At 58.8% G+C, this 16,354-nt stretch carries 20 protein-coding genes; 17 read left to right on the forward strand and 3 right to left on the reverse strand.

Annotation, left to right across the window (positions count from 1 at the left end; all coding sequences use genetic code 11):
* The first annotated feature begins 2 nt into the window (after nucleotides 1–2).
* The 5 genes from ACKLNI_RS03875 to ACKLNI_RS03895 all read left to right on the forward strand — a co-directional run bounded on the left by ACKLNI_RS03875 (nucleotide 3) and on the right by ACKLNI_RS03895 (nucleotide 5,066).
* Nucleotides 3–1,214, forward strand: coding sequence for an acetyl-CoA C-acetyltransferase (locus ACKLNI_RS03875; RefSeq protein WP_413717705.1), 1,212 nt, complete (start codon nucleotides 3–5; stop codon nucleotides 1,212–1,214).
* Between the two features lie 126 nt (nucleotides 1,215–1,340).
* On the forward strand, nucleotides 1,341–1,781 hold the full coding sequence (locus ACKLNI_RS03880) for a hypothetical protein (RefSeq protein WP_488199637.1): 441 nt from the start codon (nucleotides 1,341–1,343) through the stop codon (nucleotides 1,779–1,781).
* A gap of 88 nt (nucleotides 1,782–1,869) precedes the next feature.
* Nucleotides 1,870–4,071: a 3-hydroxyacyl-CoA dehydrogenase NAD-binding domain-containing protein gene (locus ACKLNI_RS03885; protein WP_413717707.1), complete on the forward strand. Its 2,202-nt coding sequence runs from the start codon at nucleotides 1,870–1,872 to the stop codon at nucleotides 4,069–4,071.
* A gap of 219 nt (nucleotides 4,072–4,290) precedes the next feature.
* Nucleotides 4,291–4,425: an aa3-type cytochrome c oxidase subunit IV gene (locus ACKLNI_RS03890; RefSeq protein ID WP_413717708.1), complete on the forward strand. Its 135-nt coding sequence runs from the start codon at nucleotides 4,291–4,293 to the stop codon at nucleotides 4,423–4,425.
* 11 nt (nucleotides 4,426–4,436) lie between these two features.
* On the forward strand, nucleotides 4,437–5,066 hold the full coding sequence (locus ACKLNI_RS03895) for a hypothetical protein (RefSeq protein ID WP_413717709.1): 630 nt from the start codon (nucleotides 4,437–4,439) through the stop codon (nucleotides 5,064–5,066).
* Here ACKLNI_RS03895 and ACKLNI_RS03900 read toward each other — a convergent pair.
* Both ACKLNI_RS03900 and ACKLNI_RS03905 read right to left on the reverse strand, forming a co-directional pair.
* Nucleotides 5,053–5,379 (reverse strand): AzlD domain-containing protein, encoded by a 327-nt coding sequence (locus tag ACKLNI_RS03900; protein ID WP_413717710.1) that lies wholly within the window; start codon nucleotides 5,377–5,379, stop codon nucleotides 5,053–5,055. The genes ACKLNI_RS03895 and ACKLNI_RS03900 overlap by 14 nt on opposite strands.
* Nucleotides 5,376–6,077 carry an AzlC family ABC transporter permease gene (locus ACKLNI_RS03905; protein WP_413717711.1) on the reverse strand — a complete coding sequence of 234 codons (702 nt, stop codon included), beginning with the start codon at nucleotides 6,075–6,077 and terminating at the stop codon, nucleotides 5,376–5,378. The genes ACKLNI_RS03900 and ACKLNI_RS03905 overlap by 4 nt, the downstream gene beginning before the upstream one ends.
* A gap of 59 nt (nucleotides 6,078–6,136) precedes the next feature.
* On the opposite strand from ACKLNI_RS03905, the gene fdhD reads away from it, so the two are divergent.
* The 12 genes from fdhD (at nucleotide 6,137) to rplL (ending at nucleotide 15,228) form a co-directional block, all read left to right on the forward strand.
* The gene (gene fdhD / locus ACKLNI_RS03910; RefSeq protein ID WP_413717712.1) at nucleotides 6,137–7,018 is read left to right on the forward strand and encodes a formate dehydrogenase accessory sulfurtransferase FdhD; all 882 of its coding nucleotides are present in this window, start codon (nucleotides 6,137–6,139) and stop codon (nucleotides 7,016–7,018) included.
* Nucleotides 7,019–7,026: 8 nt separating this feature from the next.
* Nucleotides 7,027–7,566: a hypothetical protein gene (locus tag ACKLNI_RS03915; protein WP_413717713.1), complete on the forward strand. Its 540-nt coding sequence runs from the start codon at nucleotides 7,027–7,029 to the stop codon at nucleotides 7,564–7,566.
* Nucleotides 7,563–8,165 (forward strand): molybdenum cofactor guanylyltransferase MobA, encoded by a 603-nt coding sequence (gene mobA, locus ACKLNI_RS03920; RefSeq protein WP_413717714.1) that lies wholly within the window; start codon nucleotides 7,563–7,565, stop codon nucleotides 8,163–8,165. The genes ACKLNI_RS03915 and mobA overlap by 4 nt, the downstream gene beginning before the upstream one ends.
* Nucleotides 8,162–8,656: a molybdopterin-guanine dinucleotide biosynthesis protein B gene (mobB, locus tag ACKLNI_RS03925; RefSeq protein ID WP_413717715.1), complete on the forward strand. Its 495-nt coding sequence runs from the start codon at nucleotides 8,162–8,164 to the stop codon at nucleotides 8,654–8,656. Before mobA ends, mobB begins: the two co-directional genes overlap by 4 nt.
* A gap of 20 nt (nucleotides 8,657–8,676) precedes the next feature.
* A complete protein-coding gene (locus tag ACKLNI_RS03930; protein ID WP_413717716.1) occupies nucleotides 8,677–9,504 on the forward strand; it encodes a molybdopterin guanine dinucleotide synthesis in 828 nt (275 codons plus the stop codon).
* The gene (locus ACKLNI_RS03935; protein WP_413717717.1) at nucleotides 9,492–10,754 is read left to right on the forward strand and encodes a molybdenum cofactor synthesis domain-containing protein; all 1,263 of its coding nucleotides are present in this window, start codon (nucleotides 9,492–9,494) and stop codon (nucleotides 10,752–10,754) included. Before ACKLNI_RS03930 ends, ACKLNI_RS03935 begins: the two co-directional genes overlap by 13 nt.
* A 494-nt stretch (nucleotides 10,755–11,248) precedes the next feature.
* Nucleotides 11,249–11,404 carry a light-harvesting antenna LH1, beta subunit gene (pufB, locus tag ACKLNI_RS03940; protein WP_413717718.1) on the forward strand — a complete coding sequence of 52 codons (156 nt, stop codon included), beginning with the start codon at nucleotides 11,249–11,251 and terminating at the stop codon, nucleotides 11,402–11,404.
* 12 nt (nucleotides 11,405–11,416) lie between these two features.
* Complete coding sequence (locus ACKLNI_RS03945) at nucleotides 11,417–11,767, forward strand: light-harvesting protein (RefSeq protein ID WP_413717719.1); 351 nt, start codon at nucleotides 11,417–11,419, stop codon at nucleotides 11,765–11,767.
* Nucleotides 11,768–11,861: 94 nt separating this feature from the next.
* Nucleotides 11,862–13,295: a PucC family protein gene (locus tag ACKLNI_RS03950; protein ID WP_413717720.1), complete on the forward strand. Its 1,434-nt coding sequence runs from the start codon at nucleotides 11,862–11,864 to the stop codon at nucleotides 13,293–13,295.
* Nucleotides 13,292–13,987: a hypothetical protein gene (locus ACKLNI_RS03955; protein WP_413717721.1), complete on the forward strand. Its 696-nt coding sequence runs from the start codon at nucleotides 13,292–13,294 to the stop codon at nucleotides 13,985–13,987. Before ACKLNI_RS03950 ends, ACKLNI_RS03955 begins: the two co-directional genes overlap by 4 nt.
* 269 nt (nucleotides 13,988–14,256) lie before the next feature.
* Nucleotides 14,257–14,775, forward strand: a complete 519-nt coding sequence (rplJ, locus tag ACKLNI_RS03960; protein WP_413717722.1) for a 50S ribosomal protein L10 — start codon at nucleotides 14,257–14,259, stop codon at nucleotides 14,773–14,775.
* Nucleotides 14,776–14,844: 69 nt separating this feature from the next.
* Nucleotides 14,845–15,228 carry a 50S ribosomal protein L7/L12 gene (gene rplL / locus ACKLNI_RS03965; RefSeq protein ID WP_413717723.1) on the forward strand — a complete coding sequence of 128 codons (384 nt, stop codon included), beginning with the start codon at nucleotides 14,845–14,847 and terminating at the stop codon, nucleotides 15,226–15,228.
* Between the two features lie 155 nt (nucleotides 15,229–15,383).
* On the opposite strand, the gene ACKLNI_RS03970 is transcribed toward rplL, so the two are convergent.
* On the reverse strand, nucleotides 15,384–15,950 hold the full coding sequence (locus ACKLNI_RS03970) for a hypothetical protein (protein WP_413717724.1): 567 nt from the start codon (nucleotides 15,948–15,950) through the stop codon (nucleotides 15,384–15,386).
* Nucleotides 15,951–16,354 lie beyond the last annotated feature (404 nt).

Genomic DNA, 16,354 nt, shown 5'->3' on the forward strand with positions numbered 1-16,354 from the left:
CCATGCGGGAAGCATTCATCTACGACGCTCTGCGCTCGCCACGAGGCAAGGGTCGCCCCGATGGCAGCCTACACGAAGTCACGCCGGTGAAGCTCTCGGCGGACATGTTGAACGCCATAAAATCGCGCAACGGACTCGATGGTCATGCGGTTGAAGACGTGATTTGGGGAAATGCCACTCAGGTAAAAGAGCAGGGTGGTTGCCTTGCCCGGACTGCGGTGCTGGCGAGCGATTTGGACGAGCGCATTCCCGGTCTGTCGATCAATCGTTTTTGTGCATCTGGAATGGAGGCGGTCAACCTTGCCGCAAACCAGGTTCGTGGAGGAGCGGGCGATGCCTATATCGCCGGTGGTGTCGAATGCATGAGCCGGGTCGCGATGGGCTCGGACGGTGCCGCAATTGCCGTCGATCCTTCCGTCGCTATGAAAACCTACTTTGTGCCTCAGGGTATCTCGGCCGACATCATTGCCACCGAATATGGCATAAGCCGCGACGATGCCGACGCTTTCGCAGTCGAGAGCCAGAGGCGCGCTGCAGCAGCCTGGAATGACGGCCGGTTCAGTGGGTCGATTGTGGCGATAAAGGACCAGAACGGTCTGCCGATCTTGGACCGCGACGAATACATGCGGCCTGGAACCGACATGCAGGCGCTTGGTGCACTGAAAGCGTCTTTCAAGGACCAGGGCGAAGTTATGCCCGGCTTCGACAAGGTGGCGCTCATGAAGTACCCCCATCTGGAGAAGATCAATCACATCCACCACGCTGGCAACTCGTCGGGTATTGTGGATGGAGCGGCCGCTGTCCTTGTTGGATCGAAGGATTTTGGCGAAGCCAACGGACTGAAACCACGCGCCCGCATTCGTGCAACTGCCAAGATCGGAACCGACCCGACGATCATGTTGACCGGTCCGGTTCCCGTTACCCAGAAGATCCTTGCCGACAGTGGCATGGCCATTTCCGACATCGACCTTTTCGAGGTGAACGAGGCGTTTTCCTCTGTCGTGTTGCGTTTCATGCAGGCGTTCGATGTTGATCATGGCCGGCTCAACGTGAACGGTGGTGCGATCGCAATGGGTCATCCACTTGGCGCCTCGGGAGCCATAATCATTGGCACTTTGCTCGATGAGCTTGAGAGGCAAGACAAGCAGGTCGGTCTTGCCACGCTATGCGTTGCTTCCGGGATGGGGGCAGCAACAATCATCGAGCGAGTTTAACATTGTCACACAGATATGGATTTTATCCGGTGCGTCTTGCGGTTGGCTTAAACTCCAGTACTTTGTCAGCAAGGGGTAGTTTGGTCAGTTGCAAAAGTCGCAGCGCCGTAGAAATCGGAATTGTTTGTGAGCGATTACGAAAGAGCTCTGATTCGTCAGATGAATCGGCTATTCAACGCCGGGCGATTAGACGCGCTTGTAGAGCTTTTTGCGCCAGTGCTGCCGATCTACACAGACAACGGCATCAGCCTGAGTGCCACGCACGCCGATACCAAGAAATCGCTCCTTCGGCTTATGGAAGCTGCAAGGGATCGAGGCTCGGTTCTGCTGGAACACGAAATAAAGTCAGTGCAGGTCTCTCCAAAAAGCACATCGAGCGTTGTCTTCGTGGCGTGGAACTATCTGGGCGCAGATGGGCATGCAGTGGCTTCCGGAGAAGTGAAATATTACTGCGGAAGGGATCCGCTCGGCATCGCCCGGATCCTCATGGTCGAGTATGTGACGCCGGCCTTTACCGAGGCTCTGTCCGAAGTGCCCAGATCGAAGAATTCACGTGTCCTGAACTGAGGTCGTTTCAGTCGGACCAGTTGTCAGGCAGCGGAACACCGTTCGCCGCGGCGAAAATCGTTCCAACCATGCTTCCAGGAGGTCACTTGTGACAGACTTTACCTATGCGCTTGATGAGGATGGCGTTGCCGTCATCACCTGGGATGTGCCGGGCAAATCGATGAATGTGCTGACCCGCGAGGCGTTTGCGCTTGTTGAAGGGTTTGTCGATGATGCGCTGGCCGACGAAAACGTAAAGGGGATCGTCATAACCTCGGGCAAGGATAGTTTTGCCGGCGGCATGGACCTGAACGTGCTCGCCAGCATCAAATCCACTGCAGGTGATGATCCGGCTCCGGCGCTGTTCGATTTCATAATGAACGGTCATCGGATCCTGCGTAAGATCGAGCGCGCCGGAATGGACCCGAAGACCAACAAGGGCGGCAAGCCGATTGCCTGTGCGATACCCGGCATTTGTGCCGGCATCGGCACGGAAATCGCCTTGGCCTGCCATAAGCGGTTCATGTCGGACAATCCAAAGGGACGCATCGGTTTGCCCGAGATTCTGGTGGGTCTCTTTCCTGGCGCCGGCGGTACCACGCGGTACTCCCGGATGGTTGGCGCCCTGGCCGCCGCCCCTGTGTTGCTTGAAGGCAAGATGCTTGAACCGGCAAAAGCCAAATCGGCGCAGCTTGTCGACGAGGTCGTTCCGGCCGGTGAACTTCTGACGAAGGCCAAGGAGTGGGTGCTGTCGGCAACCGACGCCGACATCGTCAAGCCTTGGGACCAGAAGGGTTTCAAGATGCCCGGAGGGGAGCCCTACCACCCGCAGGGTTTCATGACCTTTGTTGGCGCATCCGCCATGATCAACGGCAAGACCCAGGGCGTATATCCCGCAGCAAAGGCCTTGCTCAGCGCCATCTACGAAGGTGCGATGTTGCCGTTCGATACGGCACTTCGCGTCGAGGCCCGGTATTTTACCCAAGTCCTCATGGATCCGACGTCGTCGGCCATGATCCGCTCTCTTTTCATCAACAAGGAGGCGCTTGAAAAAGGCGCCAACCGTCCGGATTTGCCCGATCAGAAGGTAAAGAAGGTCGGTATCCTGGGCGCAGGAATGATGGGTGCGGGCATTGCATATGTCAGTGCCAACGCTGGAATCGAAGTTGTGCTGATAGACCAAAGCCAGGAGGCGGCGGACAAGGGTAAGTCATATTCCGGAGGCATTCTGGACAAGGGAATGCAGCGCCGGAAAGTGACCGAGGAAAAGAAGGCCGAGGTTCTCGGACGTATCGCGGCCACGACTGATCTGGGTGAACTTTCGGACTGCGACCTGATCGTCGAAGCCGTCTTCGAAGACCCGGCAGTCAAGGCCGAGATGACAAAGAAGGTCGAGGCGATTGTCGACGAGGACTGCATTTTTGCGACCAATACATCCACGTTGCCCATTACCGAGTTGGCAAAGGCCAGTTTGAGGCCGGAACAGTTTATTGGCATCCACTTCTTCTCACCGGTCGACAAGATGCTGCTTGTCGAGATCATCAAGGGGTATGACACGGGTGATCGGGCGGTTGCAAAAGCGCTCGATTACGTGCGCCAAATTCGCAAGACACCCATCGTCGTGAACGATGCCCGCTTCTTCTACGCCAATCGTTGCATCATTCCCTACATTAACGAAGGCATCAGGATGGTGGGTGAGGGCGTGGAACCTGCTCTGATCGAAAATGCGGCCAGATTGCTCGGATTTCCGGTAGGTCCTTTGCAGTTGGTTGACGAAACTTCGATCGATTTGGGTGTGAAGATTGCAAAGGCGACAAAGGCGGCGATGGGCGATTGCTATCCGGATGGGGCCGTAGACGAAGTCCTGTTCTGGATGGCGGACCAGGGGCGGTTGGGTCGAAAATCCAAGGCGGGATTTTATGCATATGACGACGCGGGCAGGCGTACTGGTCTCTGGGAAGGTCTGAGGGACCATTACAAGATTTCAGACGATCAGCCCGAACTGACTACTGTTCAGCATCGCCTGATGATGGCGCAGGTTCTGGAAGCTGTCAGGGCGCTTGAGGAAGGTGTGCTGGAAGATATCCGCGAGGGAGATGTTGGCGCCATCCTTGGGTGGGGATTCGCCCCCTGGTCCGGCGGGCCCTTCTCATGGCTGGACATGATCGGGCCCGCGAAAGCCGTTGAAATCTGCGACAGTCTTGCTGATGAAGGTCCACGCTTCAAGACACCAAGTCTTTTGGCCGACGTCGCGGGCAAAGGGCAGACATTTTATGCGCGTTTCAGCCCCGCATCGAAGTCGGCCGCCTGATAGAGGCAGGAGAACGTCTTGTTGAGAGAGTTGCACGGGGCCGGTCGGTTTGGCCGACTTCTTTTCTGTTCATCTTGGCTTTTCTCGTTCCGCCAAATCACGAGGGGCTTCCGTCCTTTGCAAAATTGACCTGCGGCAGAACGTGACACCAGACAGACGTGACAGCGCTTTCGGATTGCGCTAGTCACCCTTCAAGAGATTTGTGGAGAACCTCGAAAAATGGCTGAACACAAGCACGGCGAAATGGATGTTACGGCGCAGGAGAAGACCTTCGAAGGTTTCATGCGCTGGGTGACCAATGGGGCCATCGTATGCATCTTGGTCCTGGTCTTCCTCGCCATCTTCAATTCCTGAGTTCTGGGGCGATGCGGCTTCGCCGTCTCGCGTTTTTGCTGCTGATGCCCTTGTGGCTGGCTGCTTGCGGTGGGCCGGCGGAACCCGTCTGGTCACCCGATGAGGCTATAAGAAAGTACGCCTATCGGCATGACGGCCCGCCCGAAGTGCGTCTATACACCGTGGTGAGTACCAGAAACGGTTCGGGCGCACACTCCGGCCTGTTGATCAATGCGCCCTCTGGCAGGATTCTATTCGACCCTGCTGGAACGTTCACCCTGCCGTTTACGCCGGAACGAAATGACGTCCACTACGGCATGACCGACAATGCCCTCAAAGTTTACATAGACTATCATGCGCGCGAGACATTCGACGTTATTGAACAGCGCGTCATGGTCTCCGCCGATCAGGCGGAGCGCCTTGCGCGGCTTGTGAAGGAATACGGGGCGGTTCCGAAAGCCCAGTGTTCGCTGTCCATCACGCGCATTCTGCGGCAGGTTGCCGGTTTTGAAACTGTGCCGGTCAGCTATTTTCCTGTTAGCACGTCGAAGCGGTTCGCGAGACTGTCAGGAGTGACAGAACGGGTTATCACGGACAACGATGCCGACAAGAACCACAATGTTCTGTTCCAGGCGAGTATAGCGGGCCCTAGCCCAAGTTAAGTAGCAGGCCCAAAGTCGCGGCTCCTGCAAAGACGCCCCATAGCATGTTTTTCTTCCAGTACGCGACCAGCAGGGTCATTAACGCTGCGGCCATGCGAGCAGGGTCAGGATTTCCTTCGGTCGCCGCCGGCCAGACCGCAAGCGGGGCGACGAGGCCGGGCAAGACGGCGACAGGTGTATATCTCAGGTGACGCAGCAGCCAGTCCGGCATTGCACGGCTGCCGAGAAGGCCAAGGAACGAGAGCCGAACCAGGTAGGTTCCGATGCCGAGGAGAATGACGACGGTCCAGATTTCGACGGCGGAGTATCTCATCGCATCAGCCTCCTCTCGGTCTCCGCGCCAACCATCATTGCAAGGATACCTGCAACAAGAAGTCCGAACCCGGTTGGTAGGCTTGCCAAAAGCAACGCCATCACGACCGAAGTCACTGCTGCCGCGACATGGGCGATTGTGCGCAGCATTGGGGCAACAAGCGCCAAAAAGAGGATCGGCATCGCGAAATCGAGCGCCCATTCCTCTGGGATTGCGGTTCCCGCCACCGCGCCGATCCAGGTAAATGCGACCCAGATCGGCATGACCGGTACGACCGAGCCCATGAAGAATGCGAACTTGTCGCCAAGCTTCATGTCAGGACTTTCTTCGAACTTTGACATGCCTACTGCAAAGCTCTGGTCCACGTTGCAATAGGCGACCAAAGCACGCTTTCCAAATGTCAGGCCGCCCAGATGTGGCTGAAGACTGGCCGAGTACATCGCCATGCGCAGGTTGACGGCGAGTGCCGCGGCCAGGGTCAGCCAGACCGGTGCATTCTCGGACATGAGTTGGATTGCAGTGAATTGCGATGCTCCGGCGATGACCAGAACCGAAAACCCCATGGTCTGGGCGATATTGAGGCCGGCCTCGGTTGCGACCACGCCGAACAGCGTAGCAAACGGGATTGCGAAGACGGTAAAGGGAAGACCAGCAAGGACACCCTGCCGAAAAGCGGAATTTGATGTGGTGGTGGACATTCCCTCGCCCTAAGTTGCAGGAAGACGCGATTATCCGACCGGGAGACAATGCGCAAATCATGGCTGCTGATGTGTTCGATCAATATCTGATCGCTCCCGATCCTGATCGGGATGGGCTGACGCGCAAGGTGGAGGGCGTAGACGAGACGGGTGAGCGCGGTGCGATTGCTGTCGTCGAGGAAAGACCCCTTACGATCTTCTTGAATGGGCAGGAAATCGTGACGGCGATGACAATCGGTGACTACCCCGAATACCTCGCACTTGGGTTTCTGCGAAACCAAGGCATGTTGAAAGATGGTGAAGCTGTCACCGGCGTCGATTTCGACGAAGAGCTCGAAACGGTCGTGGTTCGCACCGACGGAGCGACGACTTACGAAGAGAAGCTGAAGAAGAAGACGCGAACGTCAGGCTGTGCGGTTGGCACCGTTTTCGGTGACATGATGGAGGGTCTGGAAGGCCTCAAGCTATCGCCTGCGGAAGTCAGAACATCGTGGCTCTACTCTCTGGCGCACAAGATCAACCGAACGCCATCGCTCTATCTGGAAGCCGGAGCGATTCACGGCACAGTTCTTTGCCATCAGGACCGGCCTTTGGTCTACATGGAGGATGTGGGCCGTCACAATGCGGTCGACAAGATCGCCGGATGGATGCTTTCCGAAGGCGTTCCGGGTGAAGACAAGATACTCTACACGACCGGTCGCCTGACATCGGAAATGGTGATCAAATGCGCACATATGGGCATTCCGGTGCTGGCCTCGCGCTCGGGCTTCACTGCGTGGGGTGTCGACATTGCCCGGCAGGTTGGCCTGACACTGATTGGACGGATGAGGGGACGGCGGTTTCATTGTCTTTCAGGCGAAGAACGGCTTGTGCGGGACGCTGATCTCAAAGTGGTCGACGACGAGGACCGGAAACATCGCCGGAAAGGGGCAGAGGTTTGAGGGAACGGATGGCGTCCTCTTGGGAAGCGGATCAGACCATCCGTTTGAACGTCGCCTACGACCGGACGCTTTGGCGCCGCGCGATGACCGGGTGGTGGCAAAGCGTCGTCCCGCCTGCGCCTTTTGTCAAACGCGCGATATTCTGGGCCGTGGTTTGGGGATTGATCGGACTTTTGACGGCCCTGATCACCGCTATTGGGTTGACGCCATTTTACGTTTTCGCCGGACTGATCGGCGCGGCATTCCTGGTCGGAGTCTTCGGTTATCTCCAGCGAACCAGGATGGATCGCTTCTGGGATGTCATCGGTTCTCATTGGGATAAAGCCGGAGAAACGGAAGTGATCTTCAGCCGAGAGGGCATCCGGCTGACAAACGCAGTGGCGCGCAATGATCTGTCCTGGGCGGCCGTCGATGCGGTCAAAGGGCAGCGTGGCGTTACCGTGATCCGTTCGGGAATTTCAATGATCGCGGTGCCGGATGCCGCTTTGCCCCCAGGTTTGGCGGGCAAGGATTTCCGTGATCGCCTTGAAGAGTGGAGGCGGATGTGAAGGCACCGCTTGGCGTCATTCTGGCCGGTGGACAGGCGACTCGCATGGGGGGCGGAGACAAGGGCCTTCTCCCACTTGGCGACAGCCTGATAATTGAGCACGTCGTTGAACGGCTTACTCCTCAGGTCGAGGAAATTGCGCTGAACGCCAATGGTGATCCTGAACGCTTCGAATTTCTTGGTTTGCCGGTGCTTCCGGACAGCGTTGGCGGGTTCGTGGGTCCCTTGGGCGGCGTGCTTGCCGGCTTGGACTGGGCTGCGGAGCGTGGCGCAACGCATATCGTGACCGCCGCGGCAGACACGCCGTATTTTCCGGGAGACCTTGTGCCGGCGCTTCTTGCCGCAGCCGAAGCGCAGGGACATCCTATTGCCCTGGCGCGAACTGAAAACGGTCGGCACCCGACCTTTGGTCTCTGGCCGGTCGATCTGCGTGACGATCTGCGCGCTGCGCTACTGGGCGGTATGCGCAAGGTGGTTCTTTGGACCGACAGTCATGGAACCGCCTATGCGGATTTTCCGTCAGGGCGCTTCGATCCCTTTTTCAACGTGAATACCCCCGAAGATCTGGCTGCGGCTCGGGGTATACTGGAGGATTCATGAAAGTCTGGGGTGTGGTCGGCTGGAAGAATTCGGGCAAGACCGGGCTGATGGAACGGTTGGTTACTGAATTTACCCGTCGTGGTCTGAGGGTTTCCACGTTGAAACACGCGCATCACAGCTTTGACGTGGATCAGGAGGGAAAGGACAGCTATCGGCATCGTGTTGCGGGTGCGACCGAAGTTCTTCTGGCGAGTCGTAACCGTTGGGCGTTGATGCATGAGCTGCGTGACGATGTCGAACCGACGCTTGATGATCTCCTTGGTCGTCTGTCGCCGGTCGATCTGGTGCTTGTGGAAGGCTACAAGCGCGACCGCCACCGAAAGGTCGAGGCGCACCGCGCCGAAACCGGAAATCCATTGATTGCCCATTCAGATGAGACCATCCGTGCCGTGGCTTCCGATAGCAATGCAAGCGCCCACGGCCGTCCGACTTTCGACCTTAACGATACACGGGGAATCGCCGATTTCATCGCCAACGAGTTGGGGCTTTGAGAAACTGGGACAGCTTTGCCGTGGTTGACTGGTCGGCCGGAAACGACACGGGGCCAACCCCGCGCAAGGATGCGATCTGGATGGGCCTTGTCCGGAACGGAATGGAATGCGAACCGGTCTACTTGCGCAATCGCGCGGTTGCGGCAGAGGCGATTGAGAGACTTGTACTGGACGAACGCGCCAAGGGACGACGTCTGTTGATCGGGTTCGATTTTCCTTTCAGTTATCCGGCAGGCTTCGCCCGTTTCGTGACCGGTAACGACGATCCGCTTGCGATCTGGGATTTTTACGCACAGCACTTGGTTGACAGTCCGCTCTCGAACAACCGTTTCGATCTTGCAGGTGAGTTGAACGGCCGTTTTCCCGGTGTTGGTCCATTCTGGTTCAATGGGACACGCCAAGATATTCCGAACCTGCCAAGGAAGGAGCGCAGCCGCACGCTGGATCATGGCATGAAAGAGCGGCGACGCGCAGAGAGCCGGGCCAAGGGGACGTTTACCTGTTGGCAGATGGGAGGCGCCGGCGCTGTTGGCGGTCAGGCAATGACCGGTATGGCAAGTCTCGCGAGGTTGCGAAGAGGCGTCGGAGATATCGGTGTCTGGCCTTTTACCGACCTTTCGGCACCGGTCGCTTTTGTCGAGATTTGGCCTTCGCTGATTGCCGAAGTGGTTGCGGAGGCAGGCGATTCCATAAAGGATCGGGCGCAGGTCCGTTTGCTTGCCCGCGCCTTGTCGCACCTGTCCGAATCTCATCTTCAAGCGATGCTGGATGTTGACGCGCCTGAGGAAGGGTGGATTCTCGGGCTTGGCCACGAACAGGAACTCAGGATCGCGGCATGCCGGAATTGAAACCGCCACGGCTGAAAAACGATTGCTTCGCGTTGCCTCCAGGAGTGGATTGGACGCCTGTGGACGACGCCTTGGCCAGATTGCGGGAGGGTCTTCACTGCGTCGTTGAGAACGAAGCCATCGGCCTGGACCGTGCCCACGGGCGTGTTCTGGCCCGCGACGCGGTTGCCAGGCGCGCGAATCCGCCCGGAGCAAACTCTGCCGTTGATGGATATGGGTTCGCGCATGCTGCCACTGGGTCGGGGGATCAGCTGTTGCCTCTTACCGAAGGCCGCGCGGCTGCAGGGGCGCCATATCGGGGCAGGGTGGCAAGCGGATCGGCGCTGCGAATCCTGACGGGCGCTCTCTTGCCAGATGGTGTCGATACCGTTGTTCTGGAAGAGGATTGTTCGACGGATGGCCGGGCGGTGGCGTTTGAAGGTCCGATCCGAAAGGGGGCGAACACGCGCAAGGCGGGCGAGGACGTCGAGGCCGGGCAGGTTGCGCTTGAGACGGGGCGGCGTCTGGACGCGGCGGAGATTGCCATTCTGGCGGCCAGCGGGATCACGGAGGTGCATGTTTATCGACCCCTGCGAGTGGGCGTACTGTCCACGGGAGACGAGATCGTTCCGCCTGGGACCGCTTCCGATGCCGAAAGAACCTTTGATGCCAATCGGCCTATGTTGCTGTCACTGCTGCAAGATTGGCGGATGGATGCCGTAGACCTGGGGCATGTAGCAGATGATCGCGATGCTTTGCGGGAACGGCTGACGGAAGCTGCGGCGTGGTGCGATGCTATCCTGACATCGGGCGGGGCATCGGCGGGGGACGAGGATCATGTCTCGGCTCTTCTGGGAGAGACCGGAACCCGGCAGGACTGGCGTATCGCTTTAAAACCTGGGCGTCCTCTGGCGTTGGGTTTGTGGAAGGGCGTGCCGGTGTTCGGCCTTCCGGGCAACCCCGTGGCGGCGCTGGTTTGCACGATGATTTTCGCCCGGCCATCGTTTGCTGTCATGGGCGGCGAGGGATGGCGGGAGCCGCAGGGCTTTGTGATTCCTGCCGCATTTTCGAAGAACAAGAAGCCCGGGAGACGTGAATACCTGAGGGCCAGGGTCAACGCCGAGGGGGCGGCGGAGGTGTTCAAGTCCGAAGGATCGGGACGAATCTCCGGGCTGGCCTGGGCGGACGGACTGGTCGAGATCGGGGACGGTGCGCGGCAGATCGCGCCGGGCGATCCGGTGCGCTACATTCCTTATTCCAGCTTCCGTTAGGTCCGGAATCCGCCGTTCGGTCGCAACGTTCGGTCCCTGGGGCCGGGCGAAACGGACCATCATCCTGAAGCCCTTGTTTTACTGGAAAATGCGCGAGAGCCGGGGTCTGCAAAGCGTCGGCAAAACGTCGGCAAAGCGTATGGCAAGGGTCAGAGCGATCCGTTGATGGCCAAGAATTCCCGTGTGGCTATTAACCAAAGTTGACGGTGTGTGAATGCGTTTCGGACCGGATTCCGTCCTGCCGGTAGGGGGGTCTCCCGTCCGGGATCGACGGCGGAATGCAGCGGTGAAATCTCTGCCGGGACGCTCTGCTAGTACGATACGGCAATCTGTCAACTTAAAATGACACTTGTTTATGTAATTAAAAAATGACAGTTTTGGAGTACCGTTCAGTGGACACTGGGCGGTCAACGATCGGTGTGCCTTGACCGAAAGACTAAACGGACGGTCATCAGCATTCCGTGCCCCGCGATTCAAGAAGGAGGAAACGGGATATGTCCGATGATCCAGACAAGGTATGGCCGACAGGCCTGAACCTGCGTGAAGCGGAAGAAGTCCACAGTTATCTAATCGATGGCACCCGAGTCTTCGGCGTGATTGCGCTTTTGGCGCACATCCTCGTGGCAATCGCCACGCCGTGGCTGGGATAAGGGAGGTCAGAGATGAATAACGCAAAAATGTGGCTTGTTGTGCCGCCGGCAGTTGGTGTCCCCATTTTTCTGGGTGCCGTCGCCGTCGGTTCTTTCTCGGTCCATGTGGCCGTTCTGAGCAATACTTCATGGGTGTCGGACTTCCTGTCCGGTCAGCCGCTCGGATCGGGTGACAAGATGGCATCGATGAAATCGCTGACCCTCGAGGACTCGCAGACTGCGCAGGCTTCCTATGCGCTTCCGCTGGAAAATGGTGCACAGGAAATCACCGTGCTGCTTCCCGATGGGACGACAGCAAGGGCGATTCTCCATCCATCGGAGACCATGGCGTCTGCGTCACCACCGCTCATCCCCATCAGGTGAGCCTTTGCCCGCCGGACTCTCTGCCCGGCGGGCTTTCTTGAATCTGGAGCCGCGCCCTTGAAGGGCGGTGTGTTCCCGGGATGGGCAACAGGAGATGTTCGACTACAGGAGCTTCGCGCTTAGACGAGTGGCATCCATCGCGCCGAGGTATCTGCCCTTCGCAGATATCGCGACCGATGAGGTTCCGCTTTCTCGACTCCTGCGCCTGTCGCTTTTCCAGATTACCGTAGGCATGGCCCTGGTTCTGCTGGTCGGAACGCTGAACCGCGTGATGATCGTAGAACTTGCCGTTCCAGCCAGCCTGGTCGCGGTCATGTTGTCCCTGCCGTTGCTTTTCGCGCCCTTCCGTACGCTGATCGGATACAAGTCCGACACCCATGTCTCGGCACTGGGCTGGCGGCGTGTGCCGTATATCTGGAAAGGCACGATGTATCAGTTCGGCGGATTTGCGGTCATGCCCTTCGCCCTGCTGGTCCTTTCGGGCTATGGCGAAGCAGTCGACGCCCCGCGCTGGATCGGGCAGGCCTCTGCCGCACTGGCCTTCCTGATGGTCGGCGCGGGGGTGCACATCGTGCAGACGGTCGGGCTTGCTCTGGCAACCGACCTTGTGAAGGAAGAGGACCAGCCCAAGGTCGTGGGGTTGATGTATGTCATGCTTCTGCTTGGCATGGTCTTCAGCGCCCTGGTGTTCGGTGCGCTTCTTGAGACCTATACGCCGGGTCGGCTGATACAGGTCATCCAGGGCTCTGCCGTTCTGACGATCGTTCTGAACATGGTTGCGCTCTGGAAGCAGGAGCCGCGCGACCGCGCGCGTGCCCGCGAGATGGAAGCGGCAAGACCGGCCCCGTTCTCGGAGGCTTGGCGCGGCTTTGCGGCCCGGCCCGGTACGATCCGCCTGCTGGCGGTGATCGGTTTCGGTACGTTCGGATACGGGATGGCGGATGTGCTGCTTGAGCCCTACGGGGGCCAGGCGCTGGGCTTCTCGGTTGCCGAGACCACACGCCTGACCGCGTTGCTGGCGACAGGGACGCTGATCGGGTTCGCCATTGCCTCGCGCGTTCTTGGCAACGGCGCGCATCCGGAGCGTCTTGGCGTGCTGGGGGCCCTGATCGGCGTGCCGGGCTTTGCGGCCATCATCGGATCATCCATGGGCGCCGGACCGGTCGCCTTCCTTGCCGGCACATTTGCGACCGGGCTTGGGGCAGGGCTTTTCGGCCATGCGACCCTGACCGCCACGATGCGTTCCGCACCTGCCGATCAGGTTGGACTTGCGCTGGGCGCATGGGGCGCCGTGCAGGCGACTTCGGCCGGAATCGGGGTGGCGCTGGCGGGTATCGTTCGCGATGTCGTCGTCGGTCTGCCGGACCAGGCTGGAAGCGCGCCACACACGCCCTACAATGTAGTCTTCGCGATCGAGACCGTATTCCTCGTCGGCGCCATATTGATTGCCCTTCCTCTAGCCATGCGCCGCAAGGTGGATGGCGGGGGAAACAGAACTGAAACAAAATCGGTGGAGGTATCTTCATGACAACCGTGATCACTCGGCTTTACGCCGATACTACCAAGGCGGAGTCGGTCGCGAACCGGCTTCGTTGGGAGGGGTTTCCCAGAAACTCCGTTCGCGTGATCTCTGCCGATGGCGGGGATGAGGAGGCGGTCAAGGCGCGCCTGTCGCGTGCGGACGTGAACGAGGCAATTGTCGGCTCTTATGCGTCGCACCTGGCGTCCGGTGGAGCCGCGCTTGTGATCCAGGCGACGTACAAGCCGCTTGGCGCCGCGCGCATCGCCCGCGAGATCGTGGGGAAGAGCGATGCCGTGGACGCGGCCAGCGAGCACAACGATTACTACATGCCAGATCGTCCCGATCACGCGCCGAGCGTGTTGAAGGACCATCCCCGGCTGATGACTTTGCCGCTTGAGCCCGAGGATTATCGGGGCGGGCCGATTTCGCGCGAGCTGGGCATCCGGCTGCTGTCGCCGCGTAAGGCGCGGACCTCGGCCATGCGCGGCGGTCGGCACATGTCGAAAGCATTCTGGCCGATGCCGCTGGTGTCCAAGGGTCGCAAGGCGCGGTCGGCCATCTCCGGCGGTCGTCACATGTCGAAGGCGTTCTGGCCGATGCCGCTGGTGACGACGAAGCCGCGGAAGAACTCGGTCATCCGGGGCGGATCGCTGCCGCTGTCGCGGATGCTGGGCTGGCCGCCGATCAGCCCGAGGTAAGTGCGAAGAGAGTTTTCTCTTCACATGCTCAAGGAATCGTTCTAAAGAGCGCGCGTCCGGGGGTTGCCGATGGCAGCCCCCTGACTATTCGTCCGAGACGGTGGGTTGGTTATTGCCAATAATTCCTGCCTGAGACGGGAACAGAGGAATACGACTTCAGGTCATCCTGAGGCGCGATTGCGACGGACCCGTAAGGACCCGATTGTCGGGCCTTTTTGCCCGGCAAAGCTTGAGCCGGAGGGTCAAACCTCCAAACTTGGAGTGAAACTGTGGATAGAGCCCAGAAAGAGAAAGTGGTCGAGGAACTCGGCCAGATCTTTGAAAGCTCTGGCGTTGTGGTCGTAGCCCACTACGCAGGTCTCACGGTTGCAGAGATGCAGGATCTGCGGGCGCGCATGCGCGATGCCGGCGGTTCCGTTCGCGTTGCCAAGAACAGGCTCGCCAAGATCGCCCTTCAGGGAAAGCCGGGTGAAAGCATCGGCAATCTTCTGACAGGCATGACCGTACTTGCCTATTCCGAAGACCCAACGGCCGCGGCCCGGGTCATGGACAAGTACGCCAAGGACAACTCCAAGCTGGAGATTCTTGGCGGTGCTATGGGCAATACGGCTCTGGACGCCGCTGGTGTCAAGGCAGTCGCAGACATGCCGTCGCGGGAAGAGCTCATCGCTCAGATCGTGTCGCAGATCGGCGCACCTGCTTCGAACATCGCCGGGGCCATTGGCGCACCTGCTTCGAACATCGCAAGCATTCTCTCGACCATCGAGGAACGCGCGGAAGCCGCGTGATTCCAGTCGGGACCTGCGTGGGGTCAAAAACCGCACGTTGGAACACATCTTAGGAAACGGAAGACAGAAATGGCTGATCTGAAGAAACTTGCTGAAGAGATCGTGGGTCTCACGCTTCTCGAAGCCCAGGAACTGAAAACCATCCTGAAAGACGAGTATGGCATCGAGCCCGCTGCTGGCGGCGCTGTGATGATGGCTGGTCCGGCTGCTGGCGGCGACGCCGGTGCCGCTGCCGAGGAAAAGACCGAATTCGACGTCATCCTCAAGAACGCCGGCGCTCAGAAGATCAACGTGATCAAGGAAGTTCGCGCGATCACCGGTCTTGGCCTCAAAGAAGCCAAGGACCTGGTGGAAGCCGGTGGCAAGGCCGTCAAGGAGCAGGTCTCCAAAGCCGAAGCCGACGACATCAAGGCGAAGCTGGAAGCAGCTGGCGCCGAAGTCGAACTCAAGTAATCGGGTTACCGGTTATTTTCGGGAAAGGCCGGGCCGAGTGCCCGGCCTTTTTCGTTGGGGACGGTTTGCGGACAGAGCGGATATTCGCTGCAGAACAAGCTCGCCAACTCGGCCGGTCAATGGCAAAGAAAACGGCATGGTGTGGGTCAGGCTGGCTAGAACGGCGCCCGTTTACCTGTCCCGTATAACCGCTCAACCAGACTTGCATCGACGAACGACCGCAGGTTGGCGCCACCGTACATGAACCCAAAGGCCTGGCACCCAACGGTGAAGACCACGATTGTTGTGCTGCTGTCATCTGCGAAGTCGACGCGGGCAACGATGTGGTAAACGTCGTTGCCGGTGACGAGGGGCCGATCGGCCAGTCGCGCACTGAATGCGGTTGTTCCGCCCTGATGTTCGCTGCGCTTTCCCGTCATCAGATGGAAGTATTCGTAGAGAGCCAGACGTTTGATTTCGGAATTCTCCCCCCAATCCTTCCAGGCCCTCTTGAAGTTGTAGCTGCCGAATCTCTCTACATCTATGTTGGCCAGAAAATGTTCGAACAGCGACTTCCGATCACTGCGACTGATGTTCAACAATTCGCTGAGACTTGTCGTGAGGCAATTCTCGATACTGGCGGGAATATCTGTTTCAACGTTTGCGCCATCTGCCTTGGCTTGTGTGCACCCCATGAAGGGCATGAGGGACAAGACAGATAAGACAGCCAGGATGCGAAACATATCTTCACCTCTCCAGAATCTTCATCAAAACGCGACAGACGACCGATGCTCTCTATTGCCGCACTGCCCTTCCCCAACGATGTTGCCCGAGCCGGAATGCCGCGACAGGTTTTTCCAGGATGGACCCAGGGTACAGGCTACACCAACTTTGCAGCAAAGGGCGACCGTTTCAAAAACGCTTGTTCTTCCACCTGATGACAATGAGACCAACTTTTTGATGTCAGCAGTCGTTCCTTTGCGAGGATTTTTCCGACTCGTTCCATCTGGGGCTCGTGAAAGAGTCTTCGAGGGGACAAACGCGTGGTTGGGTAAGTTCCGTGCATCGAACGCCGCGCCCTTGCCATGGCACCGCTCCTGCGGTTAACCTTTTCCTCACAGTTTATGCCCCGGGTTTCCACGGAAAT

This window comes from Silicimonas lutimaris (genome assembly GCF_047314965.1).
GTDB lineage: Bacteria > Pseudomonadota > Alphaproteobacteria > Rhodobacterales > Rhodobacteraceae > JAVJUV01.

Coding starts and splice junctions, on each gene's coding strand:
- ACKLNI_RS03875 (WP_413717705.1), top strand. CDS start 3: ATGCGGGAAGCATTCATCTACGACGCTCTGCGCTCGCCACGAGGCAAG.
- ACKLNI_RS03890 (WP_413717708.1), top strand. CDS start 4,291: ATGGCTGAACACAAGCACGGCGAAATGGATGTTACGGCGCAGGAGAAG.
- ACKLNI_RS03895 (WP_413717709.1), top strand. CDS start 4,437: ATGCGGCTTCGCCGTCTCGCGTTTTTGCTGCTGATGCCCTTGTGGCTG.
- ACKLNI_RS03900 (WP_413717710.1), bottom strand. CDS start 5,379: ATGAGATACTCCGCCGTCGAAATCTGGACCGTCGTCATTCTCCTCGGC.
- ACKLNI_RS03905 (WP_413717711.1), bottom strand. CDS start 6,077: ATGTCCACCACCACATCAAATTCCGCTTTTCGGCAGGGTGTCCTTGCT.
- fdhD (WP_413717712.1), top strand. CDS start 6,137: ATGGCTGCTGATGTGTTCGATCAATATCTGATCGCTCCCGATCCTGAT.
- ACKLNI_RS03915 (WP_413717713.1), top strand. CDS start 7,027: ATGGCGTCCTCTTGGGAAGCGGATCAGACCATCCGTTTGAACGTCGCC.
- mobB (WP_413717715.1), top strand. CDS start 8,162: ATGAAAGTCTGGGGTGTGGTCGGCTGGAAGAATTCGGGCAAGACCGGG.
- ACKLNI_RS03935 (WP_413717717.1), top strand. CDS start 9,492: ATGCCGGAATTGAAACCGCCACGGCTGAAAAACGATTGCTTCGCGTTG.
- pufB (WP_413717718.1), top strand. CDS start 11,249: ATGTCCGATGATCCAGACAAGGTATGGCCGACAGGCCTGAACCTGCGT.
- ACKLNI_RS03945 (WP_413717719.1), top strand. CDS start 11,417: ATGAATAACGCAAAAATGTGGCTTGTTGTGCCGCCGGCAGTTGGTGTC.
- ACKLNI_RS03950 (WP_413717720.1), top strand. CDS start 11,862: ATGTTCGACTACAGGAGCTTCGCGCTTAGACGAGTGGCATCCATCGCG.
- ACKLNI_RS03955 (WP_413717721.1), top strand. CDS start 13,292: ATGACAACCGTGATCACTCGGCTTTACGCCGATACTACCAAGGCGGAG.
- rplL (WP_413717723.1), top strand. CDS start 14,845: ATGGCTGATCTGAAGAAACTTGCTGAAGAGATCGTGGGTCTCACGCTT.
- ACKLNI_RS03970 (WP_413717724.1), bottom strand. CDS start 15,950: ATGTTTCGCATCCTGGCTGTCTTATCTGTCTTGTCCCTCATGCCCTTC.